19 protein-coding genes and 1 tRNA gene are annotated in these 20,981 nt (G+C 66.7%); 14 read left to right on the forward strand and 6 right to left on the reverse strand.

Going from position 1 to position 20,981, the window contains the following annotated elements:
* Window positions 1–5: 5 nt before the first annotated feature.
* The 7 genes from BHE01S_RS23100 (at window position 6) to BHE01S_RS23130 (ending at window position 7,552) form a co-directional block, all read left to right on the forward strand.
* The gene (locus tag BHE01S_RS23100) at window positions 6–1,496 is read left to right on the forward strand and encodes an aminotransferase-like domain-containing protein (RefSeq protein ID WP_157025595.1); all 1,491 of its coding nucleotides are present in this window, start codon (window positions 6–8) and stop codon (window positions 1,494–1,496) included.
* A gap of 11 nt (window positions 1,497–1,507) precedes the next feature.
* On the forward strand, window positions 1,508–1,819 hold the full coding sequence (locus tag BHE01S_RS23105; RefSeq protein WP_042268096.1) for a helix-turn-helix domain-containing protein: 312 nt from the start codon (window positions 1,508–1,510) through the stop codon (window positions 1,817–1,819).
* 39 nt (window positions 1,820–1,858) lie between these two features.
* Complete coding sequence (locus BHE01S_RS23110) at window positions 1,859–2,788, forward strand: LysR family transcriptional regulator (RefSeq protein WP_042268099.1); 930 nt, start codon at window positions 1,859–1,861, stop codon at window positions 2,786–2,788.
* Window positions 2,789–2,878: 90 nt separating this feature from the next.
* Window positions 2,879–3,304, forward strand: a complete 426-nt coding sequence (locus BHE01S_RS23115; protein WP_042268101.1) for a MarR family winged helix-turn-helix transcriptional regulator — start codon at window positions 2,879–2,881, stop codon at window positions 3,302–3,304.
* Window positions 3,305–3,394: 90 nt separating this feature from the next.
* Window positions 3,395–4,480 carry an HlyD family secretion protein gene (locus BHE01S_RS23120; protein WP_042268102.1) on the forward strand — a complete coding sequence of 362 codons (1,086 nt, stop codon included), beginning with the start codon at window positions 3,395–3,397 and terminating at the stop codon, window positions 4,478–4,480.
* A 64-nt stretch (window positions 4,481–4,544) separates the two neighbouring features.
* The gene (locus BHE01S_RS23125) at window positions 4,545–6,080 is read left to right on the forward strand and encodes a DHA2 family efflux MFS transporter permease subunit (protein ID WP_157025598.1); all 1,536 of its coding nucleotides are present in this window, start codon (window positions 4,545–4,547) and stop codon (window positions 6,078–6,080) included.
* 38 nt (window positions 6,081–6,118) lie between these two features.
* Window positions 6,119–7,552 (forward strand): efflux transporter outer membrane subunit, encoded by a 1,434-nt coding sequence (locus BHE01S_RS23130; RefSeq protein WP_042268104.1) that lies wholly within the window; start codon window positions 6,119–6,121, stop codon window positions 7,550–7,552.
* A gap of 29 nt (window positions 7,553–7,581) precedes the next feature.
* Here BHE01S_RS23130 and BHE01S_RS23135 read toward each other — a convergent pair whose 3' ends face one another.
* Window positions 7,582–8,517 (reverse strand): AraC family transcriptional regulator, encoded by a 936-nt coding sequence (locus BHE01S_RS23135; protein ID WP_042268106.1) that lies wholly within the window; start codon window positions 8,515–8,517, stop codon window positions 7,582–7,584.
* A gap of 149 nt (window positions 8,518–8,666) precedes the next feature.
* Between BHE01S_RS23135 and BHE01S_RS23140 the strand changes: the two genes are divergently transcribed.
* From BHE01S_RS23140 to BHE01S_RS23160, 5 genes are all read left to right on the forward strand, one after another.
* The gene (locus tag BHE01S_RS23140) at window positions 8,667–9,203 is read left to right on the forward strand and encodes a carboxymuconolactone decarboxylase family protein (protein WP_042268108.1); all 537 of its coding nucleotides are present in this window, start codon (window positions 8,667–8,669) and stop codon (window positions 9,201–9,203) included.
* A 153-nt stretch (window positions 9,204–9,356) separates the two neighbouring features.
* Window positions 9,357–10,550 (forward strand): thiolase family protein, encoded by a 1,194-nt coding sequence (locus BHE01S_RS23145; protein WP_407669544.1) that lies wholly within the window; start codon window positions 9,357–9,359, stop codon window positions 10,548–10,550.
* 50 nt (window positions 10,551–10,600) lie between these two features.
* Window positions 10,601–11,035 (forward strand): MarR family winged helix-turn-helix transcriptional regulator, encoded by a 435-nt coding sequence (locus tag BHE01S_RS23150; RefSeq protein ID WP_042268281.1) that lies wholly within the window; start codon window positions 10,601–10,603, stop codon window positions 11,033–11,035.
* A 127-nt stretch (window positions 11,036–11,162) separates the two neighbouring features.
* Window positions 11,163–12,521, forward strand: a complete 1,359-nt coding sequence (locus BHE01S_RS23155; RefSeq protein WP_042268109.1) for a TAXI family TRAP transporter solute-binding subunit — start codon at window positions 11,163–11,165, stop codon at window positions 12,519–12,521.
* Window positions 12,522–12,833: 312 nt separating this feature from the next.
* Window positions 12,834–13,421: a BPSL1445 family SYLF domain-containing lipoprotein gene (locus BHE01S_RS23160; RefSeq protein ID WP_042268112.1), complete on the forward strand. Its 588-nt coding sequence runs from the start codon at window positions 12,834–12,836 to the stop codon at window positions 13,419–13,421.
* Window positions 13,422–13,529: 108 nt separating this feature from the next.
* On the opposite strand, the gene BHE01S_RS23165 is transcribed toward BHE01S_RS23160, so the two are convergent.
* A complete protein-coding gene (locus BHE01S_RS23165; protein WP_042268114.1) occupies window positions 13,530–14,753 on the reverse strand; it encodes a YeeE/YedE family protein in 1,224 nt (407 codons plus the stop codon).
* Window positions 14,754–15,083: 330 nt separating this feature from the next.
* Between BHE01S_RS23165 and BHE01S_RS23170 the strand changes: the two genes are divergently transcribed.
* Window positions 15,084–16,715, forward strand: coding sequence for a methyl-accepting chemotaxis protein (locus BHE01S_RS23170; protein ID WP_042268116.1), 1,632 nt, complete (start codon window positions 15,084–15,086; stop codon window positions 16,713–16,715).
* Window positions 16,716–16,888: 173 nt separating this feature from the next.
* Entirely contained in the window at window positions 16,889–18,136 is a 1,248-nt protein-coding gene (locus BHE01S_RS23175; RefSeq protein WP_042268284.1) for a D-amino acid dehydrogenase, read from the forward strand.
* A gap of 304 nt (window positions 18,137–18,440) precedes the next feature.
* Here the strand turns inward: BHE01S_RS23175 and BHE01S_RS23180 are convergent.
* The 4 genes from BHE01S_RS23180 to hcaC form a co-directional block, all read right to left on the reverse strand.
* A tRNA-Val gene (locus tag BHE01S_RS23180) sits at window positions 18,441–18,517 on the reverse strand.
* Window positions 18,518–18,605: 88 nt separating this feature from the next.
* The gene (hcaD, locus tag BHE01S_RS23185) at window positions 18,606–19,832 is read right to left on the reverse strand and encodes a 3-phenylpropionate/cinnamic acid dioxygenase ferredoxin--NAD(+) reductase subunit (protein ID WP_042268119.1); all 1,227 of its coding nucleotides are present in this window, start codon (window positions 19,830–19,832) and stop codon (window positions 18,606–18,608) included.
* A 13-nt stretch (window positions 19,833–19,845) separates the two neighbouring features.
* On the reverse strand, window positions 19,846–20,661 hold the full coding sequence (gene hcaB / locus BHE01S_RS23190) for a 3-phenylpropionate-dihydrodiol/cinnamic acid-dihydrodiol dehydrogenase (RefSeq protein ID WP_042268122.1): 816 nt from the start codon (window positions 20,659–20,661) through the stop codon (window positions 19,846–19,848).
* Complete coding sequence (hcaC, locus tag BHE01S_RS23195; RefSeq protein WP_042268123.1) at window positions 20,661–20,981, reverse strand: 3-phenylpropionate/cinnamic acid dioxygenase ferredoxin subunit; 321 nt, start codon at window positions 20,979–20,981, stop codon at window positions 20,661–20,663. Before hcaC ends, hcaB begins: the two co-directional genes overlap by 1 nt.

Genomic DNA, 20,981 nt, shown 5'->3' on the forward strand with positions numbered 1-20,981 from the left:
CGAACGTGACCCGCTACGAGCAACTCGCCGACGATATCGAAGCCGCCGTGCGCCGCGGCGTGTTCGGCCCTGGGGAGCGCATTCTCTCGGTGCGGCGCGCGAGCCAGCAGCACGGCGTGAGCATCAAGACGGTGCTGCGCGCCTACGCGGTGCTGGAAAGCCGCAGCGTGATCGAGTCGCGGCCGCAATCCGGATATTTCGTGCGTGCGCGCCTGGGTGCGCCGCAAGGGCGCGACCTGGCGGGCGCACCGGGCGCACCGGGCGCACCGGGCTCACCGGGCAAGGAATCCGTTTCCCAGGGCAAGCCGCGCCGCGCCGGCGCGCCCAGGCAACCCATGCCTGCCAACGTGGACGTGAGCCGGCTCGTGCTTTCCACGCTGCGCAGCATCGGCGCGCAGGACGCGGTGCCGCTCGGTTCGCCATACCCGGACCCGGCGCTGTTCCCCTGGCGGCGCATCAACCAGTACGCCAATGCCATTGCGCGCCGCCATACGGGCTGGAACCTCATCGACGACCTGCCGCCCGGCAATCCCGAGCTGATCCGCCAGATCGCGCGGCGCTACGCCGAAAACGGCGTGAGCGTCGATCCGGAGGAAATCGTCATCACCGTGGGCGCGACCGAGGCGATCAACCTGAGCCTGCAAGCCGTGGCCAGGCCAGGCGACACGGTTGCCGTCGAATCGCCGACGTACTACGCGATGCTGCACGCCATCGAGCGTCTGGGCATGCGTGCAATTGAAGTGAGCACCCACGCCGATACCGGCATCGACCTCGACGCGTTGGAGCGCGTACTGGCGCACCAGAAGGTCGCGGCCTGCATGGTGATGCCGAACTTCCAGAATCCGTTGGGCTTTCGCATGCCCGACGCGAACAAGGCGCGGCTCGTGGCGCTTGCCGAGGCGCACGACTTGCCCGTGATCGAGAACGACGTTTATCAGGAGCTGTACTTCGGGCAGACGCGGCCTTCCACGCTCAAACAGTTCGACACGCGCGCACTCGTGTTGCATTGCGCTTCGTTTTCGAAGAGCCTCTCCGCCTCGTACCGCATTGGCTGGGCGCTGCCGGGGCGTTACCGCGCGCAGGTCGAAAAGCTCAAGTTCCTCAATACACTCACGACACCCTCGGTTCCCCAGGTGGCGCTCGCCGACTACTTGCGCCACGATGGCTACGACCGGCACCTGCGCCGCGTGCGGCGCTTCTACCGGCAACAGGCGCGGCTCATGCGGGCGATGGTCGAGCGCTTCTTTCCGGCGGGCACGCGCACCTCGGAGCCGCAAGGCGGCTACGTGCTATGGGTGGAACTGCCGCCGCGCGTCGATTCGATGCGGCTCTATCAGGCAGCGCTCGCCCAGGGCATCACCATCGGGCCCGGCTATATGTTCTCGATGCGCAACGAGTATCACCATTACATCCGGCTGAACTACAGCTACCCATGGAACGCGCAGACCGAAGCCGCGCTGAAGACGCTGGGCGAAATGGCCGCGAAGATGGCATGAGGAGACAGACGATGAACGCAGATGAAGAACGCGAAGACGCCGACGAGCAGGGCGTCGACCCGGTGCTGATCGCGGTGCTCGAGCAGCTATGGCGCGCGGAGTGCGAAAAGCACGAGCATTCTGAGCGCCAGGGGCGTGCATGGTCGCTCGCGAAACTCTCGAAGCAGGCTGGCGTGCCGATGAGCGGATTGCGCAGACAATTGACGGCGCTCGTGGACAGTGGGCTCGTGGTGACGACGCAGGCCGAAGATGGGACCGGCACGGCGAGTCTGTCGGATGAAGGGCGCGTGTTTTGCGCGGAGGTGTTCGGCGAGGGCGGCTGAAAGGCTTTAAGCTACGCCAACACCATCCCCCTCACGACCATGGACTACATCGACAGCCTGCGGATCTTCCGCTCCGTCGTCGAGGCGCGCAGCTTCACGCGCGCCGCGGACATGCACAGCCTCACCACGCCGGTCGTTTCGCGCGCCATCGCGCGCCTCGAAAAGCGCCTTGGCAGCCGGCTCTTTCATCGCAGCACGCGTGCGGTGTCGCTCACCGAGGCGGCCGAGCGCTTCTACGAAGGCTGCTGCCGCGTGCTCGACGATCTCGACGCGCTGGAGGCCGACGCCACTGTGCAAACGCGCGAAGCCAGCGGCGTGCTGCGCCTCGTCGCGCATACCACGGCCACCGTCAACCGGCTCGTGCCGCTCATCGCGAGCTTCAAGCGCGCGCATCCCAAGGTGACGCTCGACGTGATCCTCACCGAGCGCCCCGTCGATCTCATCGCGGACGGCTACGACCTCGGCCTCGTGCTGCCGTTCATGCTCAACAACGAATCGACCGTCACGCGCCTGCTCGAGCGCATTCCGCTCGCGCTCGTCACGACGCCCGCGTATCTCGAAGCGCATGGCACGCCGAAGCATCCCGCGGACCTCGTCGACCACCTGTTCGTACTGATGCCGCCTTCCATGCGCAAGCCCGCGATCGCGTTTCGCGTGGGCGACGAGGAAGTCGTCGTGCCGTTGCACCACGAAATCGCTTCGAACAATCCCGAGTTCAATCGCGAGATGGTGCTGGAGGGCTTCGGCATCGGCATTCTTCCCACCGTACTCGTGAGGGAGGAGCTCGAGGCGGGCAAGCTCGTGACGGTACTCGACGACTTTCCGCTCGTCGACATGCAGATCGAGATTCGCCTCGCCTACACCACACGCACGCTGCTGCCGGCGAAGGTGCGCGCGTTCATCGACCACGCCACGGCGTTTTTCGACGATGTGACGCACGAGGCGCCTTTCGAGGTGAAGGCAAACTGAAAGATTGGCCGCGATTATTGTCGCCGCGGCCATAATGTGATGCGGCGCATAAGCCTTGTTCGGGGCCTGATTGGAGACTACTCTGTGCATATGCACATCTACCAGTCACCGGAACACGACGATTGCTTTGCCGTACGCCAGGCCGCGCGGCATCTGTCTCAGCTCTACGAGCGGCACCTGAGCGCGGCGGGGCTCACGCCCACGCAGTTCAGCATTCTCGGTGCGCTGGGCCGCGCGTCGAGCCTCACGATGGCGGAACTCGGGCGCTCGATGGTGATGGAGCGTACCACCCTCGTGCGCGCCTTGCGGCCATTGTTGCGCGGCGCGCTCGTGGCCGACGCGCCGGACTGCGGCGAACGTCGCCGCCGCCTCACGCTCACGCAAGTGGGCCGGACGCGGCTCGATGCGGCGCATGAACACTGGCGCGCGGCGCAGGACGAATTCGAGCGCCGCTTTGGCGCTCGACGCGCCGCGTGGCTGCGGCGCGAGTTGTTTCGCATCACCCGGGCGGTTTAGTGTTTTCGGCCGGGTTTGTGGGTTGCGTCGCGCTTGTTCCCATGGCGGCGTTTTTTCATCTTCCGTAGTGTATATGCACAGGTAAACGTCATGTCGAGTCCTTCCACTCCCGTCGCGGTCGAGCCGACGCAAGCGACAGAGCGTACGCGCATCTCGCGCATGCGTCTCGCACTAGGCGCGGTCGCTCTCGTGCTGGCGGTTGCCGCCGGCTACTGGTTCTTCGTGCTGCGCTTCGTCGAGACCACCGACGACGCCTACGTGGGCGGCAACGTCACCGTGATGGCGCCGCGCGTGAGCGGTTTCGTCGCCGATATTCCCGTGCAGGACAACCAGCGCGTGCACGCGGGCCAGGTGCTGTTGCGTCTCGACGCGCGCGACTACGACGCGAAGCTCGCCCAGGCCAACGCGGAGCTTGCGAGCGCGCGCGCCGCGGTCGACGAATTGCAGGCGAGGCGCACGTTGCAGGAAGCGGTGATCAACCAGCACCAGGCCGAAGTGCGCGCCTCGAATGCGGAACTGACGCGCAGCGGCGAGGACCGGACGCGCTACCGCGAGCTGGTGAAGGACGACGCGGTCTCGAACCAACTGGTCGAGCGTGCGGACTCCGACTACGCGAAGGCGCAGGCTTCGGTTGCGCAAAGCGCGGCGGCGGTGCTGGCCGCGCAACGCCAGCTCGACGTGCTGGCCGCGCAGATCAACGATGCGCAGGCGCGCGTCGCAACGGCCGAGGCCAGCCAGCGCCTCGCGCAACTGAACGTCGACTACACGACGTTGACCGCGCCCGTGGACGGCTACATCGGCAATCGCACGGCGCGCGTGGGCACGCTTGCCAACGTGGGCGCGCCGCTGCTTACCGTGGTGCCCGCCACCGGCCTGTGGGTGGACGCGAACTTCAAGGAAGACCAGCTGAAGAAGATGCACGCGGGCGATCGCGCCGACGTGTCGCTCGACGCGGCCAGCGGCACGCTGCACGGCACCGTGGAGAGCCTCGCGCCCGCCACCGGCGCGACCTTCAGCGTGCTGCCGCCCGAGAACGCCACGGGCAACTTCACGAAGATCGTGCAGCGCGTGCCGGTGCGCATCCGCATCGACGCGAATGCGCCGGCGGACCTGCAAGCCGCGCTGCGGCCCGGTCTTTCGGCGACCGTGAAAGTGCATCTCACGCAAGCGCACTGAAGAGGCTACGACGATGGACGCCACGACAAGCGCCGACCCGACGCTCGCCCCACATCTTCAACCGATGGCGCAACGCGCCCTCGCCTTCGCGCTCATGTGCATCGGCTTCTTCATGGCCACGCTCGACATCCAGATCGTCGCTTCGTCGCTGCGCGACATCGGCGGCGGTCTTTCGGCGAGCCAGGACGAGCTCTCATGGGTGCAAACGGCCTACCTGATTGCCGAGATCATGGTGATTCCCATGTCGGGCTGGCTCTCGAAGGTGTTCTCCACGCGCTGGCTCTTTGTGGCCTCCGCGGTGGGCTTCACCATCACGAGCATGCTGTGCGGCCTCGCCTGGAACATCAATTCGATGATCGTGTTTCGCGGCCTGCAAGGCGCGCTCGGCGCGGCGATGATCCCCACCGTGTTTACCACGGCCTTCGTGCTCTTTCCCGGCAAGCAGCGCCTCGTTGCCTCCACGACGATCGGCGCGCTCGCCTCGCTCGCGCCCACGCTCGGGCCCGTGATCGGCGGCTGGATCACCGATCAATGGTCGTGGCATTGGCTCTTCTATCTGAACCTCGTGCCGGGTATCGCGGTGGCCGCGCTGGTGCCCAAATACGTGAACATCGACAAGCCCGATCTTTCGCTCCTCAAACGCGGCGATTATCCCGGCATTGCGCTCATGTGCGGCTTTCTCGGCTGCCTCGAATACGTGCTCGAAGAAGGCCCGCGCAAGAACTGGTTCGGCGACGACGTGATCGTTGCCTGTACGTGGATCTCGGCGATCTGCGGCTTTCTCTTCATCGTGCACGCGCTGACGGCGAAGGACCCGATCGTCGATTTGCGCGCGCTGCTCGTGCGCAACTTCGGCATTGGCAGCCTGCTTTCGTTTGTCACGGGCATCGGCATTTTCGTGGCCGTTTATCTCACGCCGCTCTTTCTCGCGGAAGTGCGCGGCTACAGTTCGCTGCAAATCGGCTTGTCGCTGCTTTCGGTGGGTGTGTTCCAGCTGCTCGCGCTCGGCGCCTATGCCTTCGCCACGCGTTATTTCAGCATGCGTGCGCTGATGTTGTTCGGGCTGATCTGCTTCGGGTTGGGCTGCTACCTGTATGTGCCGCTCACGCACGACTGGGGCTGGCAGCAATTCCTCGTGCCGCAGGCGCTGCGCGGCATTGGCCAGCAGTTCGCCGTTCCGCCCATCGTCACGATGTCGCTCGGCTCGCTGCCGCCTTCGCGGCTCAAGTCCGCAAGCGGTCTCTTCAACCTCATGCGCAATCTGGGCGGCGCGATCGGCATTGCCGTGAGCGCGACGATGCTCAACGACCGGCTCAACTTCCACTATCTGCGCCTGAACGAGAGCGTGACCGGCGGCGCGCCGCAAGTGCAATGGCTGCTGGCGGGCCGCACCGCGTACTGGTCGTCCGTGGCGGGCAATGCGCTCGATGCCGCCGAAGCGGGGCTCGCGCAACTGCACGCACTGGTGCTGCGCGAAGCACTCGTGATGACGTTCTCCGATACGTTCTTCGTGCTCTCGCTTTGCTTCGTGGTCGCCATTGCGAGCGTGGCGTTCTCAAAGCCGATTTCGCTGGGTGGCCCGCCGCCCGACGCCCATTGAGGTGACTCATGAAAACCCCTGAACGCTCATCGACGCCCATGCGTCTCGCACTCTCGCTGCTTTGCGCCGCCGTGCTCGCCGCCTGCGCGGTGCAGCCCGCGCAGCACCCGGATCTGCCCGCCACGGTGCACGAAACGGCGCCGGCGGCATGGCGCATCGACGCGCCGCAGGACGCCATCGAAGCGCGCGCCTGGTGGGCGCAGTTCGGCGATCCGACACTGGACACGCTGCTCGCAACGGTGCTCGAAGGCAACCTCGACTTGCAGGCCGCCGCCGAACGCGTGAAGCAGGCGCAATCGATCACGACGCAAAAGCACGCGGCGCTGCTGCCGCAACTCGACTTCACCGCGCAAGGCGCTTATACGCGGCAGAACACGCCGCCTCCGCTTGGCTATGTGAAGCAGGCCGGCGCGGGCCTCGCGTTGAGCTGGTCGCCCGACGTGTTCGGCGGCGAGCGGCTCGACCTGCTCGCGGCGCAAGCGAACCTCGTGGGCCAGAAGCATGCGCTCGACGCGGTGCGTCTCGCGCTCGCGGCGAATACGGCCTCGGCGTACGTCGATCTGCGCTATGCGCAGGCAGAGTTGAAGATCCTTCAGGACAACCTGGAGATTCGCAAACGTACCTTGCTGCTCACGCAAGACCGCCTGAAGTACGGCCTGTCCACGCAACTGGACGTGGCGCGCGCGCAAACGCAGCTAAGCGAGCTGCAGGCGCGTATTCCGCGTGCGCAGGCCAGCATCGATCACCAGTTGAACCTGATCGCGGTGTACACGGGGCGCACGCCGGAGTCGGTGGCGCAACTCGCGCTCGCGCAAACGGCGCCCATTCCCGGCGCGCCCGCGAGCGTGCCGCAGATGCTGCCTTCCGAAGCGCTGCTGCGCCGCCCCGACGTGCAGGCCGCCTACGCCACCGTGCAGCAGCGCGCAGCGGAAGTGGGCGTGGCGCACGCCGAGCGTTATCCGAAGTTCACGCTCAATCTCACGGATGGCATTCTCGCGGCGTCCTACCTCGGCATGCCCACGCTCACGGACAACCTCTTTAGCGCGGCGATCGGTGCGACGAGTCCGATCTTCAACGCAGGGCGCATCACGGCCGACATCGACCAGAGCGAGAGCCGCATGCGCGAGTCGCAATTGAATCTGCAGGAGACGATGTTGCAGGCTTTGCGCGAAGTGGAGGACAGCCGCAGCGATCTCGTGAGCACGGCGAGCCAAACGCAGCAGTTGAACGACGCGCTGGCTTCGTCGGCGCAATCGCTCAAGCTGGCCAACCAGCTCTACAAGGGCGGCGCCGCGGACTTTCTCGACGTGCTGAGCGCGCAGCAAACGTTGCTCGCCGATCAGGACCTGCTCAACGACGCGCAGCGCGAGCGCGCGCTCGCGGCGGTGGCGCTCTATCGGTCGCTGGGCGGCGGCTGGAGCCAGAGCGGCGACGTGGTGCTCGCGCAGGCAACGCCGGCGCACGGCGGTTAATGGGCACGGACAAAGTCATGATCTTGCGCTCAAGCGCCGGAAGCCGCTTCGCGAGCCAGCGAGCGCCACTGCGCGGGCGTTATGCCCACGTGGCGCTTGAAGCCGCGCTGGAACGCGGCGTCCGACTGGTAGCCCACGAATTCGCCGACCTCCGCCACGCTGTCGTTGCCTTGCGCGAGCATGCGGCCCGCGAGCGTCATGCGGATATCGGTGAGCACGTCGGCGGCCGAGCGGCCGATGGCCTCGTCGAAGTGCCGCGCGAACGTCGCGCGCGACATGTGGCAAAGCTCGGCGAGCTCGGGCAGCGTCCAGGGCTTGCCGGGCGCGTCGAACATGGCATCGATGGCGGGTTGCAGGCGTGGCCGCTGCGCGAGCGCGAGCAGGCCGCGCGGCGGCGCGTCGCCGGCGCTGGCGTAGCGCAGCGTGAGCCCGAAGAGCGCACCCGAAAGATGGTTCACGAGCGACTCGCTGCCCGGCGCCGCCTCATACGCTTCGTCGCGCAACAGCGCGATCAGGCGCACGAGACGATCTGGCGCCTGCGCGCCGTCCCGCGCGCTATGCACGACGAGGCGCGCGGGCAGATTCTCGCGCAGCAGGCGCTGCGGTACGGCGGGCAGCAGGAAGCGGCCGCACAGGACGTCGGCGGTGGCGCCATCGCCCGCATTGGTTTCGATGCTCACGCCGCTTTCCATTCGCCTCGCGACGGCGGCGGGCGCCGCGCCGCTGCCGTCGTGCAGCACGTGCGCACTGCCCGAGGGAAACAGCACGATGTCGCCCGCATGGAGCGCGACGGGCGCGCCGTGCGCATCCTCGACGATGGCATGCCCCGCAATCAGCACGTGATAGCGGATCTCGCGCTCCTTCGCGGCGGGGTCGTCGATGCGCCAGGGCGCGCCGAAATGGCAGCGCACGTCGAGGCGGCCGGCAACGGGCATCAGCGCGAGAAGGCGGCTCAGCAGATCCATGGTGGGCGAGTGAGACGAATGAGCATGAAGTCGCGCCATTCTGGCATTAAAAGCGCGATGGTGCGCGACTAGACTGCATCCATGCCATCGACGATGGCAGCGCGACACAGACACCCGCTCGCGACCATGCAACGTTAAAGGAGCCAAACATGTCCCGTCTTTCCGCCATCAAGCCTGAAGCCGCCACCGGCGCCGCCGCCGAGATCTTTGCCAAGATCCGCAAGGCCGTGGGCAAGGTGCCCAACGCCTACGCCACCATCGGCACACATAGCCCCGAAGCGCTGGACGCGCTGCTGGGCGTCGAGGCCGTGATTTCCGCCGGCATGCTGTCGAAGCCCGACATCGAAGCGATCAAGCTCGCGGTGAGCGAAGTGGCGGGTTGTGACTACTGTCTCGCGGCCCACACGCTGGCGGGCAAGTTCGCCGGACTCGCGCCGGAAACGATGAAGGCGGTCCGCGCAGGCGAGGCGACCGGCGACGCGAAGCGCGATGCGCTCGTGCATTTCGTCCGCTTGCTGGTGACCACGCACGGCACGGTGCCGGAAGCGGAAGTGAGCGCGATTCGCGAAGCCGGTTACACCGAGCGCCAGATCGTGGAAATCGCGCTCGCCGTGACGTCGATTACGTTCACGAACCTCGTGAACCGCATCAACGATACGACGCTGGATTTTCCGGCCGCGCCGTAACGTAACGGCAACGGTATTACCAACCCGCGTGCGCTTGACACGACATCAATCGTGCCAGCGCACGCGAGCGCCCGTTCCACAAAATCGTTTGAAAGTGTGCATATGCATACATAGAATGCTGATGGAACGGTGCACATCAAAGGAGAGTCGACCATGAGCAGGGTGAATTCGCGCGAGATCGTTTTGTGCCAGCCGGTGCGTACGGCAATTGGCGCATTCAACGGTGCGTTCAAGGGCGTGCCCGCCACGGAGCTGGGCGCGGCGGCGGTGCGCGCAACGCTCGCGCGCGCGAAGCTCGACCCGGCGCGGCTCGGGTCCGTGGTGCTCGGCAACGTCATCCAGGCGGGCAACAAGATGAATCCCGCGCGTCAGGCGGAGCTTGGCGGCGGCGTGCCGGTTCAGGTACCCGCGCTCACAGTGAATCGCGTGTGCGGCTCCGGCGCGCAAGCCATTGCGAGCGCCGCGCAGGAGGTGATGCTGGGTCTTGCCGACGTCGCGCTCGCGGGCGGCATGGAGAACATGGACCGCGCGCCGTATTTGCTGGATGGCGGCCGCTGGGGCTATCGCATGGGCAACGCCGAAATTCACGACAGCATGCTGCGCGACGGTCTGATCGATGCGTTTTCGGGCCAGCATTCGGGTTGGCATACCGAAGACCTCGTGACGCGGGCCGCGCTCACGCGCGCGGAGCAGGACAGCTGGGCCGCGCGTTCGCAGCAGCGCTTTGCTGCCGCACAAGCGGCCGGACGCTTCAGGGAAGAAATCGTCGCGGTGGAGGTCAAGGGCAGGAAGGGCATGGAGCGCATCGATACCGACGAAGCGCCGCGTCCCGACACGACGCTCGAGGGGCTCGCGAAGCTGCGTCCCGCGTTTCGCCCGGACGGCACGATCACGGCGGGCAACGCGCCTGGCCTGAACAGCGCGGCGAGTGCCATGCTCGTGGCCGAGCGCGGCTTTGCTGAAAGCGAGGGGCTCTCGCCGATGGTCAAGCTCGTGGCGTGGGGCGTCGCGGCGGTGGAGCCGGGCCTGTTCGGCCTGGGTCCCGTGCCCGCCGTGCAACTCGCGTTGGGGCGCGCCGGCTGGTCGCTTGCCGACGTCGAGCGCTTCGAGATCAACGAGGCATTCGCGGCGGTGCCGCTCGCGGTCATGAAGCAACTCGGCATTCCCGAGGACATCGTCAACGTGGAAGGCGGCGCGATCGCGCATGGCCACCCCATCGGCGCGACGGGCGCGATTCTCACCACGCGCCTCGCATGGGCGATGCAGCGCGACGGGCTGCGTCGCGGCGTCGTGACGCTTTGCATCGGCGGTGGCCAGGGTATCGCGCTCGCGCTCGAGAAAGTATGATGGCCGGGCCACGTGAGGCGAACTGGTCGGGGATACAGGCGGGGAACACGATGACGAAGCGGATCACACGCGAGGAATGCAACTGTTTTGCGCTGCGGCAGGCCGCGCGTTTCGTCACGCAGCTTTACGAGCGGCACCTTTCGCAGGCCGACGTGACGGCTGCGCAGTTCACTCTCCTCTCTCGCCTCGCGGGCCGGCCCGACGCCACGGCGGCCGAACTCTCCGACGACCTCGTGATGGACCGCACGACGCTCGTGCGGGCGCTCAAGCCGTTGCAGCGCGACGGCCTCGTGCTCACGGCGGCGGCCGAACACGATACGCGCACGCTGGTCTACCGGCTCTCGGCTGCCGGCTTGCGCCGCTACGACAAGGCGCATGCGTTATGGCTCGACGCGCAGGCCGAGTTCGACCAGCACATGAAGCGCGACCGCGCGAGGGCGCTGCGCAGCGAGCTGTTTGCCCTGACGAAGGCCGCCGCGGACTGACACGATATTGACGCGAGCACGCGTCTCGCCAGCCCGCCAGGCAAGGCGGTCACGCCGGCGATCAGATCTGGCGCGAAAATGGCATCATGAGCATTCCACGAGTCTGACGCTTTGCCGCCGGGTTCTCATGAGACGATATCGACCGCCGCCGCCTAATTTCCTGCGTGACCACGCGCATCCAGCCTGGCGCGATATCGCGTTGACCACGCTGCCCGTGGCCCTGTTCTGCGCCGTCGTCGTCGGTCTCGTCTTCTGGCTCGTCGATCCCGCGCCGCCGCGCACGCTCACGATCAGCGCGGGCCCCGCCGACAGCTCCTTCATGCAGATGGCGCAAGCCTATCGCGCGATCCTCGCGCGCAACGGCGTGACGCTCAAGATCCTCGACTCGGACGGCTCGGTGCAGAACCTGCAGCGTCTGCTCGATCCGAAGCAACACGTGGACCTCGCGTTTGTGCAGGGCGGCGTCGCCGACGGCCTCGATACACGCTCGCTGATGTCGCTCGGCAGCGTGGCCTATTTGCCCATCGTCGTTTTTTATCGCGGCTCGGGCCTCACGCGGCTCTCCGAACTCGACGGCAAGCGCATCGCCATTGGCCGCGTGGGCAGCGGCACGCGCGAGCTGGCGCTCAAGCTGCTCTCCGCGAACGGCATCGACCCCGGCGGCGACTCTACGTTCCTGCCGCTCGACGGCATGGACGCGGCCACCGCGCTCGTCTCCGGCCGCGTCGAGGCCGCGATGCTGAGCGGCGACTCGACCACGCGGGGGCTCATGCTGCGTTTGCTCGACATCCCCGGCATCTCGGTCATGAGCTTCGACGAAGCGGCCGCCTATACGCGGCTCTTTCCGTATCTGGAGAACGTCGACCTGCCGCCGGGCGTGCTCGATCTGCGCAGGCGCCAGCCACGCGAAACGGTGCACCTGATCGGCCCGACCGTCGAACTCGTCGCGCGCGATACGCTGCATCCCGCGCTCTCCGATCTGCTCATCGAAGCGGCGGGTGAGGTGAACGGCGCGCCCGGACTCCTGCAGCGCGAGGGCCAGTTTCCGAGCCCGGCGGTGCACGACTTTCGCGTGAGCGAGGACGCCACCCGCTACTACAAGTCGGGCAAGAGCTTTTTATATCGCGCGCTGCCGTTCTGGCTTGCGAGCGTGGCGGACCGCTTGCTGGTGCTGCTGCTGCCGTTGGCCGTGCTCGTGATTCCCGCGTTGCGCACGATACCGGCACTGTATCGCTGGCGCGTGCGTTCGCGCATTTATCGCTATTACGGCGCGCTCATCGCCATCGAGCGCAACGCGCTCAAGCATACGAACGAAGAAGAGCGGCGTGCGCTCGTCGAGGAGCTTGACGAGATCGAACGCTCGCTCAATACGCTGCGCATGCCGCTCGCGTTCGCCGATGCGTTTTACGTGTTGCGCGAGCACGTGGGTTTCGTGCGTTCGCACCTGAACGCCAACGAGTCGCAATCGCACTCCAGCACGGTCTAGTTTGTATTCACGATATTGTTACGCTTAACGTAGTTTTTCGTCTCGTTGATGCGTGCCGCTTGATTGCAGTGTTGCAGCCCTTCTTTGCTTTCGTCCTGGCAGGCCGCCCGACCCTGATCGGCGATCCCGTCCGTCGGACGGCACGACGTCCGACGTTGTTCTCCGACAAACGCCTCACACGGAATTCGGGCACAATCAAGCCACGGCGACGTGGCTGTCGCCCGATGCGGGCTTTGGCCAACGCAAGCGGAGAAGCCGGGCATGTGGCTTGCTCAATCTTCTCCGCACTCTCATTCGTGTGGAGATAACCAAATGCAACGACGCAACTTCATGCTAACGGCGGCGGTGACCCTCGCCTCGGGCGGTCTCACGCTCGCGGGCTGTACCACCACGACGAATTCGAATTCCACGGCGTCGCAGAACATGTCCAAGCGGCAGTCGATCGACGCGTCTGTGGACGGCACCCTCTCGCGGCTGTATTCGACCGTGAAGGGCTCGCACGAACTCCTCGCGAAGTCGCGTGGCGTGCTGGTGTTCCCCGAAGTGCTGCAGGCCGGCTTCATCGTCGGCGCACAGTATGGCGAGGGCGCGTTGCGCGTGGGCGGCGCCACGGTCGGCTACTACAGCACCGTGTCGGGCTCGTTCGGCCTGCAGGCCGGCGCTCAGTCAAAGGCGCTCATCTTCGCTTTCATGACCCAGGACGCGCTCGACAAATTCCGCGCGACGGACGGCTGGGCCGCGGGGGCCGATGCCTCGGTCGCGCTCGTGACCGTGGGCGCGAACGGCGTTGTCGACACCAACACGGCCACGCACCCGGTGGAAGTCTTCGTGCTGACGAACGCGGGCCTGATGGCCGACGTCTCGCTGGCGGGCACCAAGGTCACGCGTCTGAATATCTGATAAGGTGCGCCCCGGTAAAAAGCGCCGGATCATGTAAAGAGGGCAAGGCATCAAGCCTTGCCCTTCGTCATTTCTGCGCGGCCCGAACTGGCGGCGCCGCGTACGGCCTCAGCAGCCGCTAGTCTTCAGGCGCTCGACTTCGAGCCCGAACAACGGGCGCAGCTTCGTGCCGAGCACATTACCCGCGAACGCGCACACGAGCCACAGCCAGCCGTGCAGGCTGCCCGAGACGATGCCGCTGAAATACGCGCCGATATTGCAGCCGTAAGCGAGGCGCGCGCCATAGCCGAGCAGCAGCCCGCCGATCACGGCCGCCGCGAGCGAGCGCAGCGGAATGCGCCACACCGGCGCGTAGCGGCCCGCGAGCGAGGCCGCGGCCATTGCGCCGAGCACGATGCCGATGTTCATGACCGTCGTGACGTCGTGGCTTGCCGGGGCGGCGAGCGCGGCGGCGTTCGGACCGGCCATCCAGTACTTCCAGCTCGCCACGTCGACGCCAAGCGTGGCGAAGCCCTTCGCGCCCCACAGCGCGAATGCCGAGGTCACGCCCCAGGGGCGGCCCGAGAGCGCGAGCGTCGCGAAATTCAGGATCGCGAGCGCGACCGCGCCGGCAAGCAGCGGCCACGGACCATGCAGCCACGGCGAGGTGTGCGGCGCGCGCGGTTCGTTGACGAGACGGCCGTGGCGGCGCTTCTCGACGACCACGGTCAGCGCGGCGATGAGCGCGAACACCACGAGGTTGAGCGCAATGGCGGGCGCGGGGCCGAACGCGTTCACGAACGAGAACGGCTTCAGTTGCGGCATCGACGTCCAGAACGGCATGTGCGCCGTGGCGACCACGGAGCCCACGATAAAGGCGATGAGCGTGACGACCATGCGCGTGCTGCCGCCACCTACGGTATAGAGCGTGCCCGAGGCGCAGCCGCCGCCGAGCTGCATGCCGACGCCGAACATGAACGCGCCGACGATGACCGACGTGCCCGCGGGCGAAACGAGGCCCGTGACCGGATGGCCGAACAGCGTTCCTGCCGCGAGCGCGGGGAAGAACAGGAGGACGCCGATGGCGAGCATGACCATCTGCGCGCGCAGACCGGCGCCGCGCCCGTCGGCGATGAATACGCGCCACGCCGAGGTGAAGCCGAACGCCGCGTGATAGAGCGTCATGCCGAGCAGCGCGCCGACCACGTAGAGCGCCGCCTGACGCCCGCTCACCGTCTGCGCGAGATACACCGCGCCGAGCGCGACGAGCAAAAGCGCGATGCCTAGCGGCTTCGGATTGATGGAGTCGATTAAGCGCGGCGTGCGCGCGAGCGGCGTGGAGAGGTCGGACATTGGGAAGGGGCGCCCCGGAAAAGCTGCCAGGAAAAGCAATCGATGAAAGCAAAACGATAGCACGAATCGCAAAACGGGCTGACAGAGCCCTCAGCCCGACTTTTCGCGACCCGCGCAGAGCCGGGAGCCATCCCCGCAAATCCCGTTCAGACGGGGATTTCCCAGACATTGGGATGCTCTCCGCGAAACTCCGTGTAGCCCTGCGAACGTCATGGATTTCCCCTATGCAGCGCTGCACACCGTCTGCCGTTACGCGAGACGAGGTGCGAAGGCGCGTCGGGCCGCGCGGATTCGCACCGGCTGGAAGATAAAGAACGCAACGGAGACCTCATGCTGGGAAACATCACCATTCGCCGTGGGCTAACGCTCGTTATCGGTATCTTCGTCGCGTTTCTGCTGACGGTGATCGGCGTGTCGTATGGCGCGCTCAAGCTCACCAACGACAGCCTGCACGACGCCCAGCGTGGCGCCCAGTCGCTCGACGCCCTCAAGACCAGTTCTGAACGCCTGCTCCAGGTACGCCTTGCGCTCGGCGGCTACGAGACGCTCTTCAGCGTTGGCAAGGCCACGGACGGCTTGCTCGACAAGGCGCACCAGGTGCTCTTGAATTCGAACAAGGAGTTCGCGCGTTACAGCGCCGGCCCGTTCGAAGACCCCGAAGAGGGGCGCCTCGCCCAGGCCGTGAGCCGCGCGCGCGAGGCGCTCGTCTCGCAGGCGCTCGAGCCCGAGTACAAGTCGCTCGTCGACAACGACTTCAACACCTTCCGCACGATCCAGGGCGAAACCGCCGACCGCTACTACGGCACCTACGCGAAGGCGATCGACGCGCTCGAGAGCTGGCAGGCCGCGCGTCAGCAGCAGGACGCCGACACCGCCGCGCAGCGCTTCCGTCTTTCGCTCATCGTGTTCGGCCTGATCGGCGTGGTGGGCGTGGCGATTGGCGGGTTCGCGCGCGTGGGGCTCGCCGCCGCCGTGGTCAAGCCGGTGAACCACGCGATCCGCCATTTCGAGCGCATCGCCGCGGGCGATCTCACGGTGGACGTGCGGGTGCGCTCGAACAACGAAATGGGCCAGCTGCTGGGCGCGCTGCAGACCATGCGCGACGGCCTCGTGGGCACCGTCTCGCGCGTGCGCGGCAGCACGCACGAAATCACCCAGGGCGCCAGGCAGATCGCGTCGGGCAACGTCGACCTCTCTGACCGTACGGCCCAGCAGGCGGCGGCGCTCGAAGAAACGGCGGCGAGCATCGAGGAGCTTTCGGCAGCAGTGCGCCAGAATACGGACGGCGCGAAGCAAGCGAACGGGCTCGCCCAGACCGCGCTCGAAACGGTCACGCGCGGCGCCGACGTGGTGGCCCGCGTGAACGCGACGATGAGCGACATCACGGCCTCGTCGCAGAAGGTGGAGGAGATCACCGGCATCATCGAAGGCATTGCGTTCCAGACCAACATCCTCGCGCTCAATGCGGCGGTGGAGGCGGCGCGCGCGGGCGAGCAGGGCCGCGGCTTCGCGGTCGTGGCGAGCGAGGTGCGCAGCCTCGCGCAGCGTTCCGGCACGGCGGCCAAGGAGATCAAGGAGCTGATCGCGGCCTCGGCGGCGACCGTCGGCGCAGGCGCGCGCCTCGTGGAAGACGCGCGCCGCACCATGGACGAGGCGCGCAGTGCGGTGGCGCGCGTGAGCGGGATCATGAGCGAGATCGAGACCGCGACGCACGAGCAGAGCGACGGCATCGAGCAGGTGAACCGCGCGATTGCGCAGATCGACGAGGTCACGCAACGCAACGCGGCGCTCGTGGAAGAAGCGGCAGCGGCCGCGCAGTCGCTCGAATCGCAGGCTGACTTGCTGCGCGAGGCCGTGGCGGTATTCAACCTGGGCGGCGCGGGACAGGCCGGTGCGCGAGCGGCGCATGCCGCTCCCGCGGACGCGCGCGCAGCCCGCGGGAGCACGCCGGCGCTGGCCTGAGCCTGCCGTGACGGGGTCGTCCTCGCCGTTGCAGGGACAACTTTCGTGCGCTTTACGCTTAACCTGAGGTGATACCCCGCGCGCAATTCGCAATTGAGTTCTCCATCGTTCCCGGCGAGACTGGCGGCATAGGCAGCCAGGGTCTGGCCGTCAACGAAAGAGAACAACGGATCATGAGAGTTTGTGTTTTGGGCGGCGGGGTGATCGGCGTGAGCACGGCGTACGCGCTCGCCCACGAAGGACACGAGGTCACGCTCGTCGAGCGCCATGCCGACGTGGCGCGCGAAACGAGCCACGCCAATGGCGGCCAGCTTAGCTACAGTTACGTCGCGCCGCTCGCGGACCCCTCCGTGCTTGCCAGGCTGCCGCAATGGCTTCTCTCGCGCGACGCCGCGCTGCGTTTCGTGCCGCGGCTCGATCCGCACCAATGGCGCTGGTGCGCCGCGTTCCTGCGTGCCTGCACGCGCGCGCGCAGCCGCGCGACCACGGCCGAGCTGCTCGGCCTCGGCTTTCTGAGCCAGCGTCTCATGCACGATGTGGTCGAGCGCGAAGCGCTCTCATTCGACTACGTGCGCAACGGCAAGCTCGTGGTGTATCGCGACGAGGAAGCCTTTGCAGGTGCGCGCCGCCAGGCGCAATACCAGGCGAACCTGGGCTGCGTGCAGCACGCGTTAGACGGCGCAGCGTGCGTCGTGCTCGAACCTGCGCTCGCGCATATCGGTGCGCAGATCGTGGGCGGCATTCACACGCCAGGCGAAGAGGCCGCCGACTGCGATCGATTCACGCGCGGCCTCGCCCGCGCGGCGCAGCGCGACGGCGTGACTCTTCAACTCGCCACCGAGTTTTACGGACTCCAAACGAAAGGGCTGCGAGTGCTCGCCGCGCAGACCTCGCAGGGCGACATAGAGGCCGACGCCTTCGTGGTGTGTCTGGGTTTCCAGAGCCAGCCGATGCTTGCCTCGCTCGGTGTGCACGTGCCCGTGTATCCGCTCAAGGGCTACAGCCTCACGCTTCCCCGCGTGAATGCGCCGGGCGCGCCGCGCGTCTCGGTCACGGATGCGCATCACAAGGTGGTCTACGCCCCGCTCGGCGAGCGCCTGCGCATTGCGGGCATGGTCGATCTCACGGGCATGAACCCGCATGCCGACAACGCGCGCATCGCGCTGCTCGCGCGCCAGGCGCGCGAAACCTTCCCCGATGCCGGCGACTACGACGCCATTCAGACGTGGACCGGCATGCGTCCCGCCACGCCGGACAGCAAGCCTGTGATCGGTGCCACGCACTTTCGCAACCTGTGGCTCAACACGGGGCATGGCGCGCTCGGCTTCACGCTCGCGCTCGGCAGCGCGCAACTGCTCGCCGATTTGCTGGCGGAGCGCGAGTTGCCGGTCAACGGCGACGCCTTCGCGCCGGGGCGGTGATTGGGTGCACTGATTTACCGGCGAGGCTTGACTGCGGTGTCGCGCCTTCCTCGCACACGACCGCGCTCGAGCGTCCGTCGATGCTCACCGGCACTTCGCCGCGCACGGTCGGGCGCCGCACGATGCGGCGTGCGGCGCCGTATTCGTTGATCGCGTAGTGCTGTGTGGCGTGGTTGTGCGCTGTTGTGCGCGGTTGTGATCAGCACGCACCAAAAGAAAATGACGCAGACCCGCGAGGGAATGCGTCATTCACAAGATGCTGCAAGCTACAGCTTCTTTACTGCGTGTTCGCTTCTATGTTCGTTGGTAGGCTCGATTGGATTCGAACCAACGACCCCCACCATGTCAAGGTGGTGCTCTAACCAACTGAGCTACGAGCCTGTCGAGGCGCGAATTATAGAGACACTCGCGTGCGCTTGCAAGCGCTTTTCTCGAATCGGGCGAAACGCCGTGTTTCCGGGCGTTCGTCTTACACGAACTCGCGCGCCAGGTTGCGCAGGTTTTGCGCGGGATCGGCGAGGGCTTCGCGGGCGATGCGCGCGCGTTTGCCGATCAACGCCTTGGCGCTGCGCATGTCGCGACCCTGATTCACGGTGATCGCGCCAACCAGCGCGCCTGTGCCATCGAGACCAAACAGCACGCACGGCGGCGCTTCCAGCGAACCGCGCAGGAGCCATTCAGGCGCAGCCATGTCGCCCGCGAACTGGATGTTGAGGCCGCATTGGTCGGTCCAGAACCAGGGCGCTTCCCCGGCTTCGGGTTCGAGGCCGAGCATCGCGCGCGCGGCCGTCTGCGCCTGACGATTCGCGTTCTCCCACGTTTCGCGGCGCTGGTGGCGGCCGCTCGTTTCGTCCCACTGGCTCGCGGCGTCGCCGGCGGCGTAGATGTGCATGTGCGAGGTGCGGCACTGTGCATCGATCACGATGCCGTTATCGACGCGCAATCCCGCCGCTTGTGCGAGCGTGGTTTCCGGTTCGACGCCGATGCCGTAGATCACCGCATCGCCGGTAATGCGCGTGCCGTCCTCGAGCGTCAGTACGAGTTCGCCGTTTGCGCGAGTGGCCGACGCGAGCGGCGAGCCCAGATGCAGTATCACGCCCCGCGCGCGATGCACATCGCACAGATGCCCGGTGAGCAGCGGCGGAGCGCAACGCGCCATCGCACGCGGGGCCTGTTCGATCACGGTGACTTGCGCGCCGAGATCGACCGCGCTCGAAGCGAGTTCGAGACCGATCACGCCCGCGCCCACCAGCAGTACGCGCTTGCCGGGTTCAAGCACAGGCACAAGGCGTCGCGCGTCCTCCAGCGTGCGCAGCGTGTAGACGCCTTCGCCCAGCGCGTCGAGCATCGGCAGGCGCCGCACGCGCGCGCCCGTGGCGAGCAGCAGTTCGTCGAAGGCGATCGATTCGCCGTTTGCGAGCACGACGACACGCGCCTGCGCGTCGAGTGCGGTCACGGCCACGCCGAGCTTCAACTCGATGTTTTGCTCCGCGTAGTAGCCTTCGCCGTGAATCGCGCAGCGCGCGGTTTGCGGTTGCAGCAGCACATCCTTCGAAAGCGGCGGCCGTTCATACGGCGCGTGCGTTTCCTCGCCGATCAGCACGACGCGGCCCGCATAGCCTTGCTGGCGCAATTCGGCGGCGGCGAGCGCGCCCGCCTGGCCCGCACCGACGATGACGATGGTCGAGGCGTTCATGATCCGTTTCCCCTCACAGATGCAGGCCGCCCGCAGCGTGACGGATGCCGCGGATGCCGAGGCCGGCGTCCGCATTGATCATCACGCCGCTCAGCACGCGGTTGTTCACGCGCGAGGCGAGCATCACGTAAGGCCCGGTGAAATCCGCAGGCTGCGGGAAGAACTGCAGCGGCAGGATGCCGGCAATCGCTTCGGGCGAGCGCGAATCCATGATGCGCAAGTCCTGCTGGCCGAGCGAAGCGGGGCCGCGCAAATCGCTCGCCATGCCGCACGGGCCGACGCCGTTCACGCGCACCTTCGGTGCAAGTTCATAGGCCAGCTGGCGGATGATGCCCACGGCGGCGTGCTTGCTCGCCGTGTACAGGGGGCCGCCGCCGCCCGGATAGAACGAGGCGTTCGAGAGCGTGAAGATCATGCTGCCTTCGCTCGCGACGAGCGCGCGCGCCGCCGCTTTCGCGCCGAGCAGATAGCCCTTCACGTTGATCGAGAAAAGCTCTTCATAACCACTGTCGAGCTGTTCGGGCGAAAGATCGACGAGGCTCGAAGCGTGATCCCAGATCGCCGCGTTGCCGATGAAGGTATCGAGCTTGCCGAACGCATCGACGGCGGCGCGCACGGCGCGCTCGTTGTCGGCGTACGAGGTGACGTCGCCCTGCACGGCAACTACCTGTTGCGTTGCGAAGCGTTCGCGCAACGTCGCGACTTTCCCGGCCGAGCGTTCGAGCACGGCCACGCGTGCGCCTTCTTCGAGAAAGCGTTCGACGAGCGCGAGGCCGAGTCCCGAGCCGCCGCCCGTGATCAGCGCGACTTCGTTATCGAGCCAGCCCATTACGCGGCCTCCGGGACGTCGACAAACACCGCGCCGTCAACGAGCGTAACGGGGAACGTCTTGAGCGCTTCGGTCGCGGGCTGGCACAGCGCCGCGCCCGTCTTCAGACAGAAACGTGCGGCATGCAGCGGACATTCGACAGTGCCGTCGTCTTCGACGTACCCTTCGGACATCGAAGCGTTGCCGTGCGAGCAGCGGTCGTTCAGCGCGAAAAGCTCGCCGTTCACCTTGAATACGGCGATCGCGGCGGACGGGCCGTCCACCTTGATCGCTTCGCCGTCGGACAATGCGTCGTCCTGGCAGACAAAAATACGGGCCAT

This window comes from Paraburkholderia heleia NBRC 101817 (assembly GCF_000739775.1).
Classification (GTDB): domain Bacteria; phylum Pseudomonadota; class Gammaproteobacteria; order Burkholderiales; family Burkholderiaceae; genus Paraburkholderia; species Paraburkholderia heleia.

What these genes read in the sequence shown, in the direction of transcription:
- hcaD (WP_042268119.1), bottom strand. Translation starts at nt 19,832, where the DNA reads ATGAACGCCTCGACCATCGTCATCGTCGGTGCGGGCCAGGCGGGCGCG.
- BHE01S_RS23165 (WP_042268114.1), bottom strand. Translation starts at nt 14,753, where the DNA reads ATGTCCGACCTCTCCACGCCGCTCGCGCGCACGCCGCGCTTAATCGAC.
- hcaB (WP_042268122.1), bottom strand. Translation starts at nt 20,661, where the DNA reads ATGGGCTGGCTCGATAACGAAGTCGCGCTGATCACGGGCGGCGGCTCG.
- BHE01S_RS23130 (WP_042268104.1), top strand. Translation starts at nt 6,119, where the DNA reads ATGCGTCTCGCACTCTCGCTGCTTTGCGCCGCCGTGCTCGCCGCCTGC.
- BHE01S_RS23125 (WP_157025598.1), top strand. Translation starts at nt 4,545, where the DNA reads ATGGCGCAACGCGCCCTCGCCTTCGCGCTCATGTGCATCGGCTTCTTC.
- BHE01S_RS23110 (WP_042268099.1), top strand. Translation starts at nt 1,859, where the DNA reads ATGGACTACATCGACAGCCTGCGGATCTTCCGCTCCGTCGTCGAGGCG.
- BHE01S_RS23150 (WP_042268281.1), top strand. Translation starts at nt 10,601, where the DNA reads ATGACGAAGCGGATCACACGCGAGGAATGCAACTGTTTTGCGCTGCGG.
- BHE01S_RS23145 (WP_407669544.1), top strand. Translation starts at nt 9,357, where the DNA reads ATGAGCAGGGTGAATTCGCGCGAGATCGTTTTGTGCCAGCCGGTGCGT.
- BHE01S_RS23175 (WP_042268284.1), top strand. Translation starts at nt 16,889, where the DNA reads ATGAGAGTTTGTGTTTTGGGCGGCGGGGTGATCGGCGTGAGCACGGCG.
- BHE01S_RS23105 (WP_042268096.1), top strand. Translation starts at nt 1,508, where the DNA reads ATGAACGCAGATGAAGAACGCGAAGACGCCGACGAGCAGGGCGTCGAC.
- BHE01S_RS23115 (WP_042268101.1), top strand. Translation starts at nt 2,879, where the DNA reads ATGCACATCTACCAGTCACCGGAACACGACGATTGCTTTGCCGTACGC.
- hcaC (WP_042268123.1), bottom strand. Translation starts at nt 20,981, where the DNA reads ATGGCCCGTATTTTTGTCTGCCAGGACGACGCATTGTCCGACGGCGAA.
- BHE01S_RS23160 (WP_042268112.1), top strand. Translation starts at nt 12,834, where the DNA reads ATGCAACGACGCAACTTCATGCTAACGGCGGCGGTGACCCTCGCCTCG.
- BHE01S_RS23120 (WP_042268102.1), top strand. Translation starts at nt 3,395, where the DNA reads ATGTCGAGTCCTTCCACTCCCGTCGCGGTCGAGCCGACGCAAGCGACA.
- BHE01S_RS23155 (WP_042268109.1), top strand. Translation starts at nt 11,163, where the DNA reads ATGAGACGATATCGACCGCCGCCGCCTAATTTCCTGCGTGACCACGCG.
- BHE01S_RS23170 (WP_042268116.1), top strand. Translation starts at nt 15,084, where the DNA reads ATGCTGGGAAACATCACCATTCGCCGTGGGCTAACGCTCGTTATCGGT.
- BHE01S_RS23140 (WP_042268108.1), top strand. Translation starts at nt 8,667, where the DNA reads ATGTCCCGTCTTTCCGCCATCAAGCCTGAAGCCGCCACCGGCGCCGCC.
- BHE01S_RS23135 (WP_042268106.1), bottom strand. Translation starts at nt 8,517, where the DNA reads ATGGATCTGCTGAGCCGCCTTCTCGCGCTGATGCCCGTTGCCGGCCGC.